This window comes from Streptosporangium sp. NPDC023825, assembly GCF_040639575.1.
Classification (GTDB): domain Bacteria; phylum Actinomycetota; class Actinomycetes; order Streptosporangiales; family Streptosporangiaceae; genus Streptosporangium.
This window is the reverse complement of record NZ_JBFAAE010000001.1, coordinates 51,540-66,661: the sequence shown is the minus strand read 5'-3', so window position 1 is coordinate 66,661 and position 15,122 is coordinate 51,540. Positions and strand designations below refer to the sequence as shown.

At 70.7% G+C, this 15,122-nt stretch carries 14 protein-coding genes; 8 read left to right on the top strand and 6 right to left on the bottom strand.

Going from position 1 to position 15,122, the window contains the following annotated elements:
* Positions 1–9: 9 nt before the first annotated feature.
* The 3 genes from AB0G15_RS00305 to AB0G15_RS00295 form a co-directional block, all read right to left on the bottom strand.
* The gene (locus tag AB0G15_RS00305) at positions 10–1,725 is read right to left on the bottom strand and encodes an urease subunit alpha (RefSeq protein WP_362834229.1); all 1,716 of its coding nucleotides are present in this window, start codon (positions 1,723–1,725) and stop codon (positions 10–12) included.
* Positions 1,715–2,041 (bottom strand): urease subunit beta, encoded by a 327-nt coding sequence (locus AB0G15_RS00300; RefSeq protein WP_362677320.1) that lies wholly within the window; start codon positions 2,039–2,041, stop codon positions 1,715–1,717. Before AB0G15_RS00300 ends, AB0G15_RS00305 begins: the two co-directional genes overlap by 11 nt.
* 176 nt (positions 2,042–2,217) lie before the next feature.
* Entirely contained in the window at positions 2,218–2,520 is a 303-nt protein-coding gene (locus tag AB0G15_RS00295) for an urease subunit gamma (protein ID WP_362677318.1), read from the bottom strand.
* Positions 2,521–2,851: 331 nt separating this feature from the next.
* Here AB0G15_RS00295 and urtA point away from each other — a divergent pair, with 331 nt between their 5' ends.
* From urtA to AB0G15_RS00260, 7 genes are all read left to right on the top strand, one after another.
* Positions 2,852–4,087, top strand: a complete 1,236-nt coding sequence (urtA, locus tag AB0G15_RS00290) for an urea ABC transporter substrate-binding protein (protein ID WP_362834228.1) — start codon at positions 2,852–2,854, stop codon at positions 4,085–4,087.
* Positions 4,088–4,205: 118 nt separating this feature from the next.
* Positions 4,206–5,072: an urea ABC transporter permease subunit UrtB gene (gene urtB / locus AB0G15_RS00285; RefSeq protein WP_362677314.1), complete on the top strand. Its 867-nt coding sequence runs from the start codon at positions 4,206–4,208 to the stop codon at positions 5,070–5,072.
* A complete protein-coding gene (gene urtC / locus AB0G15_RS00280) occupies positions 5,069–6,175 on the top strand; it encodes an urea ABC transporter permease subunit UrtC (protein ID WP_362834227.1) in 1,107 nt (368 codons plus the stop codon). Before urtB ends, urtC begins: the two co-directional genes overlap by 4 nt.
* A 5-nt stretch (positions 6,176–6,180) precedes the next feature.
* The gene (gene urtD, locus AB0G15_RS00275; RefSeq protein WP_362834465.1) at positions 6,181–6,930 is read left to right on the top strand and encodes an urea ABC transporter ATP-binding protein UrtD; all 750 of its coding nucleotides are present in this window, start codon (positions 6,181–6,183) and stop codon (positions 6,928–6,930) included.
* Complete coding sequence (urtE, locus tag AB0G15_RS00270) at positions 6,908–7,597, top strand: urea ABC transporter ATP-binding subunit UrtE (RefSeq protein ID WP_362677310.1); 690 nt, start codon at positions 6,908–6,910, stop codon at positions 7,595–7,597. The genes urtD and urtE overlap by 23 nt, the downstream gene beginning before the upstream one ends.
* A gap of 126 nt (positions 7,598–7,723) precedes the next feature.
* Positions 7,724–9,319: a transporter substrate-binding domain-containing protein gene (locus AB0G15_RS00265; protein ID WP_362834226.1), complete on the top strand. Its 1,596-nt coding sequence runs from the start codon at positions 7,724–7,726 to the stop codon at positions 9,317–9,319.
* Entirely contained in the window at positions 9,316–10,428 is a 1,113-nt protein-coding gene (locus AB0G15_RS00260; RefSeq protein ID WP_362834225.1) for a hypothetical protein, read from the top strand. Before AB0G15_RS00265 ends, AB0G15_RS00260 begins: the two co-directional genes overlap by 4 nt.
* Before the next feature lie 63 nt (positions 10,429–10,491).
* Here AB0G15_RS00260 and AB0G15_RS00255 read toward each other — a convergent pair whose 3' ends face one another.
* From AB0G15_RS00255 to AB0G15_RS00245, 3 genes are read right to left on the bottom strand one after another with little or no spacing between them, the layout of a single operon-like run.
* The gene (locus AB0G15_RS00255) at positions 10,492–10,737 is read right to left on the bottom strand and encodes a DUF2630 family protein (protein ID WP_362677304.1); all 246 of its coding nucleotides are present in this window, start codon (positions 10,735–10,737) and stop codon (positions 10,492–10,494) included.
* A 40-nt stretch (positions 10,738–10,777) separates the two neighbouring features.
* The gene (gene ilvD, locus AB0G15_RS00250) at positions 10,778–12,565 is read right to left on the bottom strand and encodes a dihydroxy-acid dehydratase (RefSeq protein ID WP_362834224.1); all 1,788 of its coding nucleotides are present in this window, start codon (positions 12,563–12,565) and stop codon (positions 10,778–10,780) included.
* A complete protein-coding gene (locus AB0G15_RS00245; RefSeq protein ID WP_362834223.1) occupies positions 12,562–12,966 on the bottom strand; it encodes an amidohydrolase family protein in 405 nt (134 codons plus the stop codon). Before AB0G15_RS00245 ends, ilvD begins: the two co-directional genes overlap by 4 nt.
* A gap of 115 nt (positions 12,967–13,081) precedes the next feature.
* Between AB0G15_RS00245 and leuA the strand changes: the two genes are divergently transcribed.
* Positions 13,082–14,794, top strand: coding sequence for a 2-isopropylmalate synthase (gene leuA, locus AB0G15_RS00240; protein WP_362834222.1), 1,713 nt, complete (start codon positions 13,082–13,084; stop codon positions 14,792–14,794).
* Positions 14,795–15,122 lie beyond the last annotated feature (328 nt).

Sequence of the window (15,122 nt, the reverse complement as noted above, 5' to 3'; positions counted from 1 at the left end):
GGGGGCCGGTCAGAACAGGAAGTAGCGCTGGGTCATGGGCAGGGTCTCGGCGGGGGCGGGTTCGATCACCTCGCCGTCGACGCTGACGGCGAAGGTGTCGGGGTGGACGTCGATCCTGGGCATGGCGCCGTTGAGCGGCATGCTCTCCTTGCCCCTGCGGCGGACGTCGGCCACCGGCAGCAGGCGCCTGCGTACGGCCAGGCGGTCGGCGAGGCCGTCCTCGAGCGCGAGGGGGGCGACGAAGTGGACCGACGTGGCGGCGGCGGTGACCGGGGCGGCGCCGAACATCGGGCGCGGCATGACCGGCTGCGGGGTCGGGATGGAGGCGTTGGCGTCGCCCATCTGGGCGTACGCGATGACACCGCCCTTGACCACCAGGTCCGGTTTGACGCCGAAGAAGGCCGGGTCCCACAGGACCAGGTCGGCCAGCTTGCCGGTCTCCACCGAGCCGACCTCGCCGTCCAGGCCGTGGGCCACGGCCGGGCAGATCGTGTACTTGGCGACGTAGCGCCGGGCGCGGAGGTTGTCGGCCGGGCCGTCGCCGGGCAGCGCGCCGCGGCGGCGCTTCATCACGTGCGCGGTCTGCCAGGTACGGATGATCGTCTCGCCCACCCGGCCCATCGCCTGGGAGTCCGAGCCGATCATCGAGATCGCCCCCATGTCGTGCAGGATGTCCTCGGCCGCCATCGTGGACGGCCGGATCCGGGACTCGGCGAACGCCAGGTCCTCGGGGATGGACGGGTTGAGGTGGTGGCAGACCATCAGCATGTCGAGGTGCTCGTCGAGCGTGTTGACGGTGTGCGGGCGGGTCGGGTTGGTCGAGGACGGCAGGATGTTGCCGTAGGAGGCGACCCGGATGATGTCCGGCGCGTGGCCGCCGCCCGCTCCCTCGGTGTGGTACGCGTGGATCATCCGGTCGCCGATCGCCGCCAGCGTCGACTCCACGAATCCGGCCTCGTTGAGGGTGTCGGTGTGGATGGTGACCTGGGTGCCGGTGGCGTCGGCGACCGACAGGCAGGCGTCGATGGCGGCGGGGGTGGTGCCCCAGTCCTCGTGCAGCTTGAACCCCGAGGCCCCGGCGCGGAGCTGTTCGAGCAGGCCCTCGCTGCTGACCGTGTTGCCCTTGCCGAGCAGCGCGACGTTGATCGGGTAGGAGTCGAGCGACTCCAGCATCCGGGCGAGATACCAGGTGCCGGTGACGGTGGTGGCCTTGGTGCCCTCGGCGGGCCCGGTGCCGCCGCCCACGATGGTGGTCACCCCGGCGGCGAGGGCCTCGTCGAGGATCTGCGGGCAGATCAGGTGGACGTGGGAGTCGATCGCCCCGGCGGTCAGGATCTTCCCGTTGCCCGCGAGGATCTCGGTCGAGGGGCCGATGACCAGGTCCGGGTGGACGCCGTCCATGGTGTCGGGGTTCCCGGCCTTGCCGAGGGCGACGATGCGGCCGTCCCTGATCCCGATGTCGGCCTTGACCACGCCCCAGTGGTCGAGGATCACCGCGCCGGTGATCACCAGGTCGGGCGAGCCCTCGGCCCTGGTGGTCCTGGCCTGGCCCATCGACTCCCTGATGACCTTGCCGCCGCCGAAGACGGCCTCGTCGCCCGCCCCCGAGGGGCCCATCGACAGGTCCTCGGTGACCTCGACGAGCAGGTCGGTGTCGGCCAGCCTGATCCGGTCGCCGGTGGTGGGGCCGTAGAGCGCGGCATAGCGGGATCGTTCAATGAACACGGGGGCTCCCGTCGAGAGGTCCGGCCCACTCCGGGCGGAGACCGGGGACGATCCGCAGGCCGCCGATCGGCACGAGGGTCACGTCGCGCTCCACGCCGGGCTCGAAGCGCACCGCCGTGCCGGCCGGGACGTCGAGCCGGGTGCCCCAGGCCGCCTGGCGGTCGAACTCCAGGCCGGGGTTGCACGCGGCGAAATGGTAGTGCGAGCCGACCTGGATCGGCCGGTCGGCGGTGTTGACGACGCGGACGGTGACGCGCTCGCGGCCCGGGTTGAGCGGGATGGGGGCGTCGCCGTACTGGATCTCACCGGGTGTCATCGGCGTTCACCGTTCCTGGGGGTGCGGCAGTCCTGGGGTGCGGCAGGGTGTCGCGGGCCGCCCGGCGTGCGCGGGCGGTTGGTTCTCACGGAACCGTCCGGCGTGCGCGGGTGGCCGGCTTTCACGGGGTCGGCCGACGTGGGCGGGTGGTTGGTTCTCACGGGGTCGGCCGGGGCTCACGGGATGGGCTGGTGGACGGTGACGAGCTTGGTGCCGTCGGGGAAGGTGGCCTCGATCTGCACCGAAGACAGCATTTCCGGCACCCCGTCCATGACGTCGTCGCGGGACAGCACCTTGCGGCCCGCGTCCATCAGCTCGGCGACGGTGCGCCCGTCCCTGGCGCCCTCCATGAGGAAGGACGCGATGATCGCGGTGGCCTCGGGGTGGTTGAGCCGGAGGCCCCGTGACCTGCGGTCGCGGGCGACACCGGCGGCGACGTGAATGAGCAGGCGTTCCTGCTCGTGTGGTGTGAGCCGCATTCCCGGACCATAGGAACCGGCGGTTTCCATGATGTTGCGCGTCGATGTCGTGCCGGTTTCCAGGTGCCGCGAGTGGTGCGAACGGGGAAGAAGCGTTCCTCGGCGCGCTCTTTCCTGCGGGTATGCCGCCGCATTCCGAAGCAGATATCACGAAATTTGGTGATATGTCGGGATAAAAAATGGTGTGGTGTCCGCGCCGCCGCGTCCTGTCACGGCGGTGAAGTCCCGGTAAAGCGCAATTAACAATCACGAACTAGGCGGGAAACCTCACTCAGTCACCTTGACGGCAGATAGATCGGTGCGGGGGCCGTACCGGCAAGGAGGAAAGTCATTGAGGAACACAGCATGGCGCTCCGGGATCGTCGTCGCGGCGCTGGCCACGGCGCTGGCCGCCTGCGGAGGCGAAGCCCCCTCGGGCACGAGCGCGGCCTCCGCCGGCGGCGGTGAGGACGGCATCAAGGTCGGCATCCTGCACTCGCTCAGCGGCACCATGGCCATCAGCGAGGTGACCGTCCGGGACTCGGAACTGCTCGCCATCGAGGAGATCAACGCCGCCGGAGGCGTGCTCGGCAAGAAGCTGATCCCCGTCGTGGAGGACGGAGCGTCCGACTGGCCCACCTTCGCGGAGAAGGCCACCAAGCTCATCCGCCAGGACAAGGTCGCCACCACCTTCGGCGGGTGGACCTCCGCCAGCCGCAAGGCGATGCTGCCGGTGTTCGAGCGGAGCAAGGCCCTGCTGTGGTACCCGGTCCAGTACGAGGGCCTGGAGAGCTCGCCGTACATCTTCTACACCGGCGCGACCACCAACCAGCAGATCATCCCCGGCCTCGACTACCTCAAGGAACAGGGCAAGAAGAAGATCTTCCTGGTCGGCAGCGACTACGTCTTCCCGCGGACCGCCAACAAGATCATCAAGGCGTACGCGGCGGCGAACGGGATGGAGATCCTCGGCGAGGAGTACACCCCGCTCGGCCACACCGAGTACAGCACGCTGACCAACAAGGTCGTCCAGGCCAAACCGGACGCCGTCTTCAACACCCTCAACGGCGACAGCAACGTCGCCTTCTTCAAGCAGCTCAACAGCGCCGGGGTCACCGCCGAGCAGATGCCCGTCCTGTCGGTGAGCGTCGCCGAGGAGGAGGTCAAGGGCATCGGCGTCGACAACATCGCCGGCCACCCCGTCGCCTGGAACTACTACCAGACCACCGAGAACCCGGCCAACGAGAAGTTCGTCGCCGCGTTCAAGGCCAAGTACGGCGCCGACAAGGTGACCTCCGACCCGATGGAGGCCGGGTACAACGCCGTCTACCTCTGGGCCGAGGCCGCCAAGAAGGCCGGGTCCGTCGAGGTCGAGGCCGTCAGGAAGGCCGCAGGGGGCATCGCCCTGGAGCGCCCCGAGGGCAAGGTCACCATCGACGGCGAGAACCAGCACATGTACAAGACGGCCAGAATCGGGGTGATCCAGCCCGACGGCCTCATCAAGGAGGTCTGGAACTCCGGCGAGCCGATCAAGCCCGACCCCTACCTCAAGGGCTACCCCTGGGCGAGCGGCCTGGCCAACGGCTGACCCCCTCTCAGACCGGCTCCGGGCCGGGCCGTGACCAGATCACGGGCAGCACCGTGACGCACCCACAATGCGGCGCGGCCCGCCCCGGAGCCAAACACTCGTAGGAAGGGGACCTTCGGTGGAGGCGTTTCTCAACCAGCTCCCGATCGGCCTGTCCATCGGCGCCGTACTGCTTCTCATCGCCCTCGGCCTGACGTTCACGTTCGGCCAGATGGGCGTGATCAACATGGCCCACGGCGAGTTCATCATGGCGGGCGCGTACACCGCCTACCTGCTCCAGGACCTCACCGGCCGGATGGCCGTGATCGTCGCCCTGCCCGTGGCCTTCCTGGTCGCCGGGCTGATGGGGCTCATCCTGGAGCGGACCGCGATCCGGCACTTCTACGGCCGCCCGCTCGACACCCTGCTGCTCACCTGGGGCGTCAGCCTCGTGCTGCAGCAGCTCGCCCGCGACCTGTTCGGCGCGCCCAACGTGCAGGTCCAGGCGCCCACCTGGCTGCAGGGCGGCATCGCCTCCCTGCCGTACAACCGGCTGTTCATCTTCGCCCTCGCCGTCGCCACCGTCGTCGGCGTCTGGGCCTACATGAACCGCACCGGCCAGGGCCGCCGGATGCAGGCGGTGATGCAGAACCGGCAGCTCGCCGCGGTCAGCGGCATCAACACCGCCCACGTCGACCAGCGCACCTTCTTCATCGGCTCGGGCCTGGCCGGGGTCGCCGGAGTGGCCCTCACCCTCATCGGCCCCGTCGGACCCGCCCTCGGCACCTACTACATCGTCGACGCCTTCCTGGTGGTCGTCGCCGGAGGGCTCGGCCAGCTGCGCGGCGCCGTCATCGCCGCCGCGGGACTCGGCCTGCTCAACTCCTACGCCGAGTTCTGGAGCGACGCCAGCCTGGCGAAGGTCATCGTGTTCGCCGCGATCATCGCCTTCCTCCAGTTCCGGCCGCAGGGCCTGTTCGTACTCCGATCGAGGGCGCTGACATGAACCTCGCACGACTCAAGGGACCGGGGGTCTTCGCGGTGGTGGCCGTGCTGGCCCTGGTGGTCGCACCGCTCCTGCTGGAGCCCTTCCGCCTCGGCCTGCTGGCCAAGTACCTCTGCTTCGCGATCATCGCCCTGGGCATCGGCCTGGCCTGGGGGCAGGGCGGCATGCTCGTCCTGGGCCAGGGCGTGTTCTTCGGGCTCGGCGGCTACGCCATGGCCATGCACCTGAAACTGGTGGACGCCCAGGGCGACCTGCCCGACTTCATGGTGTGGAGCGGGGTCGAGCAGCTGCCCGCCCTGTGGAAACCGTTCGCCAACCCGGTGTTCGCACTGGCCATGGTCGTCGTCGGGCCGATGGCGATCGCCACGGTGCTGGGCCTGCTGGTGTTCAGGCAGCGGGTGCGCGGCGCGTACTTCGCGATCCTCACCCAGGCGCTCGCCGCCGCGTTCGTCATCCTGCTCGTCGGCCAGCAGGGCCTGACCGGCGGCACCAACGGCCTGACCAACTTCTACGACCTGTTCGGCCAGGACCTGGCGGCCGACTCCACCCAGCGCGGGCTGTACTTCGCGGTCGCGATCGTCACCGGGCTGCTCTACCTCGGCGCCCGCCAGCTGGTCAGAAGCCGCTTCGGGCGGCTGCTCGTCGCCATCAGGGACGGCGAGGACCGCGTCAGGTTCCTCGGCTACGACCCGGCCAGGGTCAAGACCGTCACCTTCGCGCTGTCGGCGGGCATGGCCGGGCTCGCGGGGGCCATGTTCGTGCCCGTGGTCGGCATCATCTCGCCCGCGCTGCTGGGCGTGGTGCCCTCCCTCGAGCTCGTCGTCGCGGTCGCGGTGGGCGGCAGGTTCGCGCTGGCCGGGGCGATCCTCGGCGCGGTCGTGATGGGGTACGCCAAGACGTCCTTCAGCGAGCAGTTCGCCGACGGCTGGCTCTACCTGCAGGGCGCGCTGTTCATCCTCGTCATGACCCTGGCCCCCAAGGGGATCCTCGGCGTGGCGGCGTCGGCGCGCGACGCCTGGGCGCGCAGGTCGAGGCGCCGTACGGACCCCGAACCGCCGCCCGCGGACGCTCCCGGTACGAGAGTGATGGAGGAGGTCGGATGAGCCCGATGATCGAGGTACGCGGGCTGTCGGTGGTCTTCGACGGCTTCCGCGCCATCGACGGCGTCGACCTGACGGTCGAGAAGGGGGAGCTGCGATTCCTGATCGGCCCCAACGGGGCCGGGAAGACCACGCTCATCGACGTCATCACCGGCCTGACCCGCCCGACCACCGGCGAGGTCGTCTTCGACGGGCGCAGCCTGGCCGGCCTGCGCGAGCACCGGATCGTCCGGCTCGGCGTCGGGCGGACCTTCCAGACCTCGGTGGTCTTCGAGGAGCTCACCGTCCTGGAGAACCTCGACCTGGCCGCGTCCTTCCGCCGCCCGCTCTGGTCGCTGGCCCGGCGCAGGCGAGGTGTCTCCGACGCCGTCGCCGAGGCCCTGGAGACCACCGGCCTGAAGGAACTGGCCGACCGGCCCGCGGGGGTGCTCTCCCACGGGCAGCGGCAGTGGCTGGAGATCGGCATGCTGCTCACCCAGCGCCCCAAGCTGCTCCTGCTGGACGAGCCGGTGGCCGGCATGTCCAAGGACGAGCGGGAGCGCACCGGCGAGCTCCTGACGTCCGTGGCGAACGACCACACGGTGATCGTGATCGAACATGACATGGAGTTCCTGCGCAGGTACGCCTCGCAGGTCACCGTCCTGCACGAGGGCAAGGTACTGATCGAGGGATCGGTGGACCAGGTCCGCGAGGACCCGCGCGTGCAGGAGGTCTACATCGGAAGGAAGCGCAGCGATGCTGTCGGTACGGGAACTTGACGCGGGGTACGGCAGGGCCCGGGTGCTGTTCGGGGTCTCCCTGGAGGTGGAACCCGGGCAGCTGATGTGCGTGATGGGCCGCAACGGGGTGGGAAAGACGACCCTGCTCAACACCGTGATGGGCGTGTTGCCCGCCACCTCGGGGTCGGTCGTCTTCGAGGGGCGTGACGTGACGCGCCTGCCGCCCCACGAGCGGGTCCGGCTCGGCATGGCGTACGTCCCCCAGGGGCACGAGACCTTCCCCCAGCTCAGCGTGCTCGGCAACCTCCAGGTCACGCTGGAGGCCGCCAAGGGGCCGCAGGAGGCGCTGGAGGAGGCCCTGGAGACCTTCCCGCGGCTGAAGCCGCTGCTCAAGCGGCGCGCCGGATTCCTGTCCGGCGGGCAGCAACAGCAGCTCGCCATCGCCCGCGCCCTGGTCACCCGGCCCAAGCTGCTCATCCTCGACGAGCCCACCGAGGGCATCCAGCCGTCGATCATCATCGAGATCGAGGAGGCGATCGAGCGGCTGCACGCCACCGGCCTGTCGCTCCTGCTGGTCGAGCAGTATCTGGACCTGGCGCTCCGCCTCGCCGACCGCTTCCTCATTCTCGACGCCGGGCACGTCGTCCACTCGGGGGAGGCCGAGGAACTGCGCGGGGAGGGAATTCACCGCCTTCTCGCCGTCTGACCGTTAAAGCTCCGAATCGGACTTTCCGTATCAAGAAGGCCGTGTTTGATCACTTCTTGATGAAGAGGCTCCCGCCGTGGGTGATGACGACATAACCTGCCCAGAAAAGCGGAGTCCGGGGGTGTCATGGCGAAGGAACCTGCGGACGGGGAAGAGCGGCCGGAGGGGGTGTCCTCCCCTCCCGAGCCCTCCGAGCCTCCCGCGAAGCGGGGCCGGTCCTCCCGCGGGGAGAGCGGCTCCTCCCGTGGCAAGACCGGTTCCTCCCGCGAGGAGACCGGCGGCCCGGCCGGTGACGAGCGTGAGGCACGGCCCGGCCGCGCGGCCGGCGAGCCGGCGGGTGACGTTCCCGGCGGGCGAATCGGCCGAGGGACCGGGGAGCCGCCCACCGGCGAGCGCCGGGACCGGGCCGCGGGCGGGCGTGACCGGCGGCCGGGCGACGAGCGTGACCGGTGGCCCGATGACCGCCACGAGCCCGACCGCCACGACTCCGACCGGTGGGACGACGACCGGTACGGGCGTGGGCGGCGCTCCCGCGGGCCCTACGAGCGCGACCGCTGGGACGACGACCGACACGAGCCCGACCGGCGGCCCGACGACCGGTATGACCATGACCGTGACCGGTGGGACGACGACCGGTACGACCGGGACGCGCGGTCCGAGGACGCGGACGCCGAGGGCCCCCGCCCAGGGCCGCCGATCGGCCCGCCCGGACCGTCCGGCCCGCCCCGCCGCCGCAGATTCCGCCGCTTCCGGCTGGCCGCCTGGATCGCGCTGGTCCTCGCCGCGGTCGTGGTCGGGGTGTCCGTCGCGTGGGTGAGCGGGCCTCCCACCGAGGCCGAGCTGCGGGAGAAGGCGGGGCTCCTCAACAAGGACCGGCTGCTGATCGGCGTGAAGGAGGACACCCCGGGCATCGCCCTGCGGAAGCCGGGCGAGACCGGTTTCACCGGCTTCGACATCGACATCGCCTACATGATCGCGGCGGATCTGGGCTTCCGGCCCGACCAGGTCGACTTCCTGTCCATCGAGACCGAGGACAGGGCGCGCATGCAGGCCCGCGACACGGACGGCGCGTTCGTCAAGGTCGACCTCGTGGTGGCGACCTTCAGCGTGACGCCGGAACGCAGGACCGACCCCTCCGTCGGCTTCTCGACGCCCTACCTCTACACCGAGCAGTCGGTGGTGACCAGGGCCGACTACCCCGACGACAACGTCGCCTCCCTGGGACAGCTCGAGGGCAAGAGGGTCTGCTCGCTCGGCACCTCGACCTCCCTGGTCGAGCTGAAAAAGGCGATCAAGGTCGATCCCATCGCCGAGCTCCTGATCAGCAAGTGCGTGGACCGTCTCGCGGACGGCCTCGCGGCCAACAGGACGGCCGACGCGGTGACCACCGACGCGGCCCTGCTGGCCGGGTTCGTCGCGGAACCGGGAAGGAAGCTGCGCCACCACGACATCGCGCTGGAGAAGACGGAGATGTGGGCGGTGAACGCGGGTTCCAACGGCGCGCTGCGCACCCTGGTCGACCTCGCGCTCTACCGCTCCTACGCCGATCCGGAGAACAAGATGTGGGAGGAGGCGTACGAGAAACACATCCGGCCGTTGCTGGCGGCCAACCCGGGGGTGGACGTGGCGCAGGCGCGGCAGCCGTGCGCGCTTCCCCCGGACGTGCGCCGCTGGCCGTGGGAGCGGACCCTCCCCGTCCAGGATTGTCCCTCCGCCCCTTGAAACCCGACGCGCGGGTGAGGGACGCGCCGAGGAACCAGGAGTGGTTCCTCACGCTGCTGCCGGTGTTCCCGATCGTCCTGCTGGTGATGCGGCTGTGGTACGCCAGCAAGCAGGACACCCAGACGCTGCTCCTGCTCGTGCAGACCATCAGCCCGCTGGGCCTGCTGAGCGCGGTCCTGCTGACCACGGTGTGGGTGCTGCCCGTCGTCGTGGTCGGCGGCAGGCTCCTGGGCACTCTTCACTGGATCAGCACGGGCCGCTCCTCGTGGCTGGTGCACAGCGCCCAGCGGCTGCCCGGCTGGGTGGTGGTCCTCGCCGTCGCGATGGGCGTGTGCACCTGGCAGCTGCGCTTCCTGCCGACGCTGGCGATGCTGTCACTGGCCCTGCTCGGGCTGACCGTGCGTGAACGCTTCCCGGACCACGAGGAACTGCGGACCACGTTCTGCTACGCGCTTCCGGTGATCGCCGCCGTGCTGTCGTACGTCCTGCTGTGGCCGGCCATCGTCTCCGCGTTCGCCGCGCGGGACGTGGCGACCGCGATCCTCCTGACGCTTCCCCCGGTGTTCGCGGCGCTGCTGACCGGTCCGGTGCCCGAGGCTCCGGCCAGGGTGCTGACGCACGGCATCGCGATCGGGATGGCGGTGTTCACGCCGTTCCTGGTCGGCGTGGTCGTGATGAGGGCGCCGATCCTCCCGCTGATCGCCATGGAGATCGCCCTGGAGAAGCCGACCGCGGAGAGGTCCGCGGAGGTGGTGGTGGGCTACATGGTCGCCAGCGACGACCAGATGACCACCGTTCTGCGGCGTGACGGTGTCGTGGAGTTCATCCAGAACGACCGGCTGCGGTCGAAGGTGCTCTGTCCCGACCCCGGTGAGGTGCCCCGGACGTGGGTGAACCTGCACGGCTGGTACGTCGAGCACAGCGTGATCTCCTGGCTCGCCCCGGTCTCGCAGCGGACTCCGGCCGACTCGCGCTGCCAGGGCCGCCCGGCCGGGGAGAGCGGCCCGGCCCCACCGAGCCCGAACTCCTCTCCGAGCTCGTCACCGTCGCCGAACTCGTCCTCGAGCCCGTCGCCGTCCCCGGGGTCGCCGTCCCCGGGCGGCCGATGACCTTCCGGAGGAACCCCGCGGGACGGCCGACGACCTCCCGGAAGGACCCTCCGGGTCCGGCGGTCACTGACGGTAGTCTTCGACCTCGTCGATGGGGCGGGGGGCCGCCGAGTCGGGGTCCTCGCCGAACTCGCGGCGCGCCCGGCGCTGCCTGAGCAGGTCCCACGCCTGGTCGAGGGCCTCCTCCAGCTGCTTGATCCGGTTGTTCTCCTCGTGCGAGGAGATCGAGTGCGAGCCCAGCTTCGCCCGGAGCTCCCGCTCCTCGGCGATCAACTCGTTGATGTGGGCGAGGATGTCGCCGTCCCTCATGTCGGTTCCCCCTGTCAGAGTTCTTCTGGACTGTATCCGATCAGCAGGTCACCGCACCGTCGGAGGCCGACCCCACGACGGCGGCGTACTTGGCCAGCACCCCGCGCTCCACGACACGCTCCGGGCGGCGCCAGGCGGCTCGTCTGCGGGCCAGTTCCTCGTCGTCGACCTCCAGGTCGAGCCGGTTCGCGGCGGAGTCGACGACGACGGTGTCCCCGTCACGGACCAGCGCGATCGGCCCGCCGTGATGGGCCTCCGGGGCGACATGCCCGATGACCAGGCCGTGGGAGACGCCGCTGAAGCGGCCGTCGGTGACCAGGGCGACCGAGTCGCCCAGCCCCTGCCCGACGAGCGCCCCGGTGATCGAGAGCATCTCCCGCATCCCGGGACCGCCCGCCGGTCCCTCGTAGCGGACGACGACCACGTCGCCGGGGACGATCACGCCCTCCTGGATCGCGGCGAAGCACTCCTCCTCGGAGTCGAACACCCGGGCCGGGCCCTCGCGGCGGAAGTCGGGCCGGCCACCGAGCTTGAGGACGCAGCCCTCGGGGGCGAGCGAGCCGCGCAGGATCGCCAGCGCCCCCGGGCCCTTGACCGGCTCGGCGACGGTGGCGACCACCGGCTGGCCCGGCGTCTCGACGGCGTCCGCCGCGACCTGGGCCAGGGTGCGGCCGTCGACCAGGGTGACGTCCTCGCGCAGCAGCCCGGCCTCGTGCAGCCGCCGCGCCACCAGCGCGGTGCCGCCCGCGCGCCACAGGTCGGCGGCCGTGTGCCGGCCGCTGGGCTTGAGACCGGCCACGATCGGCACCCGGCGGCAGACCTCGCCGATGTCGTCGATCCGCAGCGGCAGGCCCGCCTCGCGGGCGATCGCCAGCAGGTGCAGCACCGAGTTCGTCGAGCCGCCCATCGCGGCGACCGCCACGAGCGCGTTGTGCAGCGCGCCCTCCGACAGCACCGTGGACGGCCGGGCGTCGCGGGCCAGCGCCTCCATGGCGATCTCCCCGGCGCGCCGCGCCGCCTCGTTCTTCTCCTCCGCGACGGCGGGGATGTCGCCGATGCCGAACGGCGCCAGGCCGAGGAAGTCGGCGATGCCCGCCATGGTGTTCGCCGTGTACTGGGCGGCGCAGGTGCCGGGGCCGGGGCACGCGTGCCGCGCGAGGTCGTCGACGTCCTCGGCGGACACGCGGCCCACCGCCCGCTCGCCGAGCGCCTCCCACATGTCCTGGATGGTGACGTCCCGGTCGCGCCAGCGGCCGGGCATCATGCTGCCGCTGTAGAGGACCACGGACGGCACGTCCAGCCGGGCGATCGCCATGATCGCCGCGGGTACGGTCTTGTCGCAGCCCACGACGCAGACCATCGCGTCGAACCCGTGGGCGCGTCCCATCAGCTCGATCGAGTCGGCGATCACCTCCCGGCTCACCAGCGAGGCCCGCATGCCCGGAGTGCCCATGGTGAGGTTGTCGGAGACCGCGATCGTGTTGAACTCCATCGGGGTGCCCCCGGCCCGCCGCACCCCCTCGGCGACGTGCGCCGCCAGCTCTCGGTGGGTGAGGTTGCACGGCATGGTGCCGGTCCAGGTGGAGGCGATGCCCACGACCGGACGGCGCATCTCCTCGTCGGACATGCCCATGGCGTACAGGTGGGAGCGCGCGGGCGCGCGGTCGGGGTCGTCGGCGATGCCGGCGCCGGTGTTCGCGGGGAGGTTCGCGCCGGTGTCCGGAGCCGTGTCCCGAGCCGTGTCCCGAGTCGTGTCCGGAGCCGTGTTCGCGCCGGTGTCCGAAGCCGTGTCCCGAGCCGTGTTCGTGCCGCCTGTGCCGATGCTCATGCCGCGTCCTTTCCGCTGGTGGCCACGCCGGGCAGGTCGAGGCCGAGAAGCCGGGCGGCGTTACCCGCCAGGATCGGCCTCCGGTCGTCGAGGGAGAGGTTCAGTTCGTCCATCACGCGCACCTGCTCTTCGGCGTACTGCGTGATGTATCCCCACGGGAAGTCGCACGAGTCGGTGCCGAAGACGATCCGCTCGGGACCGAACGTCTCGTGGAAGCGGTCTCGTGGAAGCGCCGGAACAGGTCCTTGACCGTGTCCCGGGCCGCCGCCCCGGGGCCGCGGCGTCCCCGCCGCCCCGGGGCACGGCGGCCCTTCCCCGGGCGGGACACCGAAGATCTGCGAGTTCCGCCATGTGAGACCGGGGCCCGGGCATCCTGAGACGTCTGCTAACGTGCTAGGCATGCTGCGCGGCCTGCTTCTTAGCTGCCGCGACGAGGGCCTGTAGAGGCCGGCTCCCTCGTCGCGGAGCGAGCCATGCGCGTCGGCCACGATTGTTTTCCCAGTCGAGGAGCCTTGCATGTATCCGCAGCAGCAGCCCAGTCCCATGCCGTTCAAGCGCTATGAGTCCTTCGCGCCGATCCAGCTGGCCGACCGCACCTGGCCGGGGAAGGTCATCGACCGGGCCCCCCGGTGGTGCGCCGTCGACCTGCGTGACGGCAACCAGGCGCTGATCGACCCCATGGACGCCCACCGCAAGCTCAAGATGTTCGAGCTGCTGGTGAAGATGGGCTACAAGGAGATCGAGGTGGGCTTTCCCGCCGCCTCCCAGACCGACTTCGACTTCGTACGGCAGATCATCGAAGAGGACCTGATCCCCGACGACGTGGTGATCCAGGTCCTGACCCAGTCCAGGGCCGAGCTGATCGAGCGGACCTTCGAGTCGGTGCGCGGCGCCAAGCAGGCGATCATCCACCTGTACAACTCCACCTCCACCCTCCAGCGCCGGGTCGTCTTCGGCCAGGACCGCGAGGGCATCACCGCGATCGCGGTCGAGGGCGCCAAGCTCTGCAAGAAGCTGGCCGCCGAGATGGACGACACGGAGATCTACTTCCAGTACTCCCCGGAGTCCTTCACCGGCACCGAGCTGGAGTACGCGGTGGAGGTCTGCGACGCCGTCAACGACGTCTGGCAGCCCACTCCCGACCGCAAGGTCATCCTCAACCTGCCCGCCACCGTCGAGATGGCCACGCCCAACGTCTACGCCGACCAGATCGAGTGGATGCACCGCAATCTGGCCTACCGCGACTCGATCGTGCTGTCCCTGCACCCCCACAACGACCGCGGCACCGCCGTCGCCGCCGCCGAACTGGGCTACATGGCAGGGGCCGACCGGATCGAGGGCTGCCTGTTCGGCAACGGCGAGCGCACCGGCAACGTCTGCCTGGTCACGCTGGGCATGAACCTGTTCTCCCAGGGCGTCGACCCGGAGGTCGACATCTCCGACATCGACGAGATCCGCCGGGTCACCGAGTACTGCAACCAGCTGCCCGTCCACCCGCGCCACCCGTGGGGCGGCGAGCTCGTCTACACCGCCTTCTCCGGCTCCCACCAGGACGCCATCAAGAAGGGCTTCGAGCACCTGGAGCGCGACGCGGCCGCCGCGGGCGTCCCGGTCGAGGAGTTCGCCTGGGCGGTCCCGTACCTGCCGATCGACCCCAAGGACATCGGCCGTACGTACGAGGCGGTCATCCGGGTCAACAGCCAGTCCGGCAAGGGCGGGGTCGCCTACATCATGAAGGCCGACCACCACCTGGACCTGCCGCGGCGCCTGCAGATCGAGTTCTCCCGCGCCGTCCAGACCCACACCGACGCCATCGGCGGCGAGGTGAACGCCACCCGGATGTGGGAGGTCTTCACCGACGAGTACCTGCCCAACCCGACGAGCCCGTGGGGCCGCCTGGGTCTGCTGGCCCACCGGAGCACCTCCAGGGGTGACGGGCAGGACGCCATCAGCGCCGACCTGCGCCTCGACGGGGAGATCCGCGAGGTCGAGGGAGTCGGCAACGGTCCCATCTCCGCCTTCTGCGACGCCCTGGCCCGGGTCGGGGTCCAGGTACGCGTCCTCGACTACGCCGAGCACGCCATGAGCGCGGGGACCGACGCCAAGGCCGCCTCCTACATCGAGTGCGAGATCGCCGGCCGGACCCTGTGGGGTGTCGGCATCGACTCCAACACCACCACCGCCTCGCTCAAGGCCGTCATCTCCGCGGTCAACCGCGCCGGCCGCTAGCGCGGAGCGGGCGGGGCGGCACGGATCCCGCGTACGGCCGCACCGGCCGCGTCGCTCGTGTCGCTCGTGGCGCTCGTGTCGCCCGCGCACCTCACGCCCGCCACCGTCCGCGTCGCCCCGCGCCCGTACCACCCGCTCCCTCCCGCACAGCCCCCGCCTCGTACGGCACGATCTGCCGTACGAGGTCCGACGGCCGCCCACAAGGCACCCACGTCGCTCACCCGACCGCGCCCACCGCGAGATCCGTCCGGGCGCGGTCGAGTCGTCTCCGCTCGTCCCGGGCTCCAACCGGGCCGTCCGGCGGGTTTCCCATCTGATGAATTCATGG

Bases quoted from the DNA above. Each gene is read 5' to 3' on its own strand.
- AB0G15_RS00245 (WP_362834223.1), bottom strand. From the start codon at position 12,966: ATGCCTAGCACGTTAGCAGACGTCTCAGGATGCCCGGGCCCCGGTCTC.
- ilvD (WP_362834224.1), bottom strand. From the start codon at position 12,565: ATGAGCATCGGCACAGGCGGCACGAACACGGCTCGGGACACGGCTTCG.
- urtC (WP_362834227.1), top strand. From the start codon at position 5,069: ATGAACCTCGCACGACTCAAGGGACCGGGGGTCTTCGCGGTGGTGGCC.
- leuA (WP_362834222.1), top strand. From the start codon at position 13,082: ATGTATCCGCAGCAGCAGCCCAGTCCCATGCCGTTCAAGCGCTATGAG.
- urtD (WP_362834465.1), top strand. From the start codon at position 6,181: ATGATCGAGGTACGCGGGCTGTCGGTGGTCTTCGACGGCTTCCGCGCC.
- AB0G15_RS00295 (WP_362677318.1), bottom strand. From the start codon at position 2,520: ATGCGGCTCACACCACACGAGCAGGAACGCCTGCTCATTCACGTCGCC.
- AB0G15_RS00255 (WP_362677304.1), bottom strand. From the start codon at position 10,737: ATGAGGGACGGCGACATCCTCGCCCACATCAACGAGTTGATCGCCGAG.
- AB0G15_RS00265 (WP_362834226.1), top strand. From the start codon at position 7,724: ATGGCGAAGGAACCTGCGGACGGGGAAGAGCGGCCGGAGGGGGTGTCC.
- urtE (WP_362677310.1), top strand. From the start codon at position 6,908: ATGCTGTCGGTACGGGAACTTGACGCGGGGTACGGCAGGGCCCGGGTG.
- AB0G15_RS00300 (WP_362677320.1), bottom strand. From the start codon at position 2,041: ATGACACCCGGTGAGATCCAGTACGGCGACGCCCCCATCCCGCTCAAC.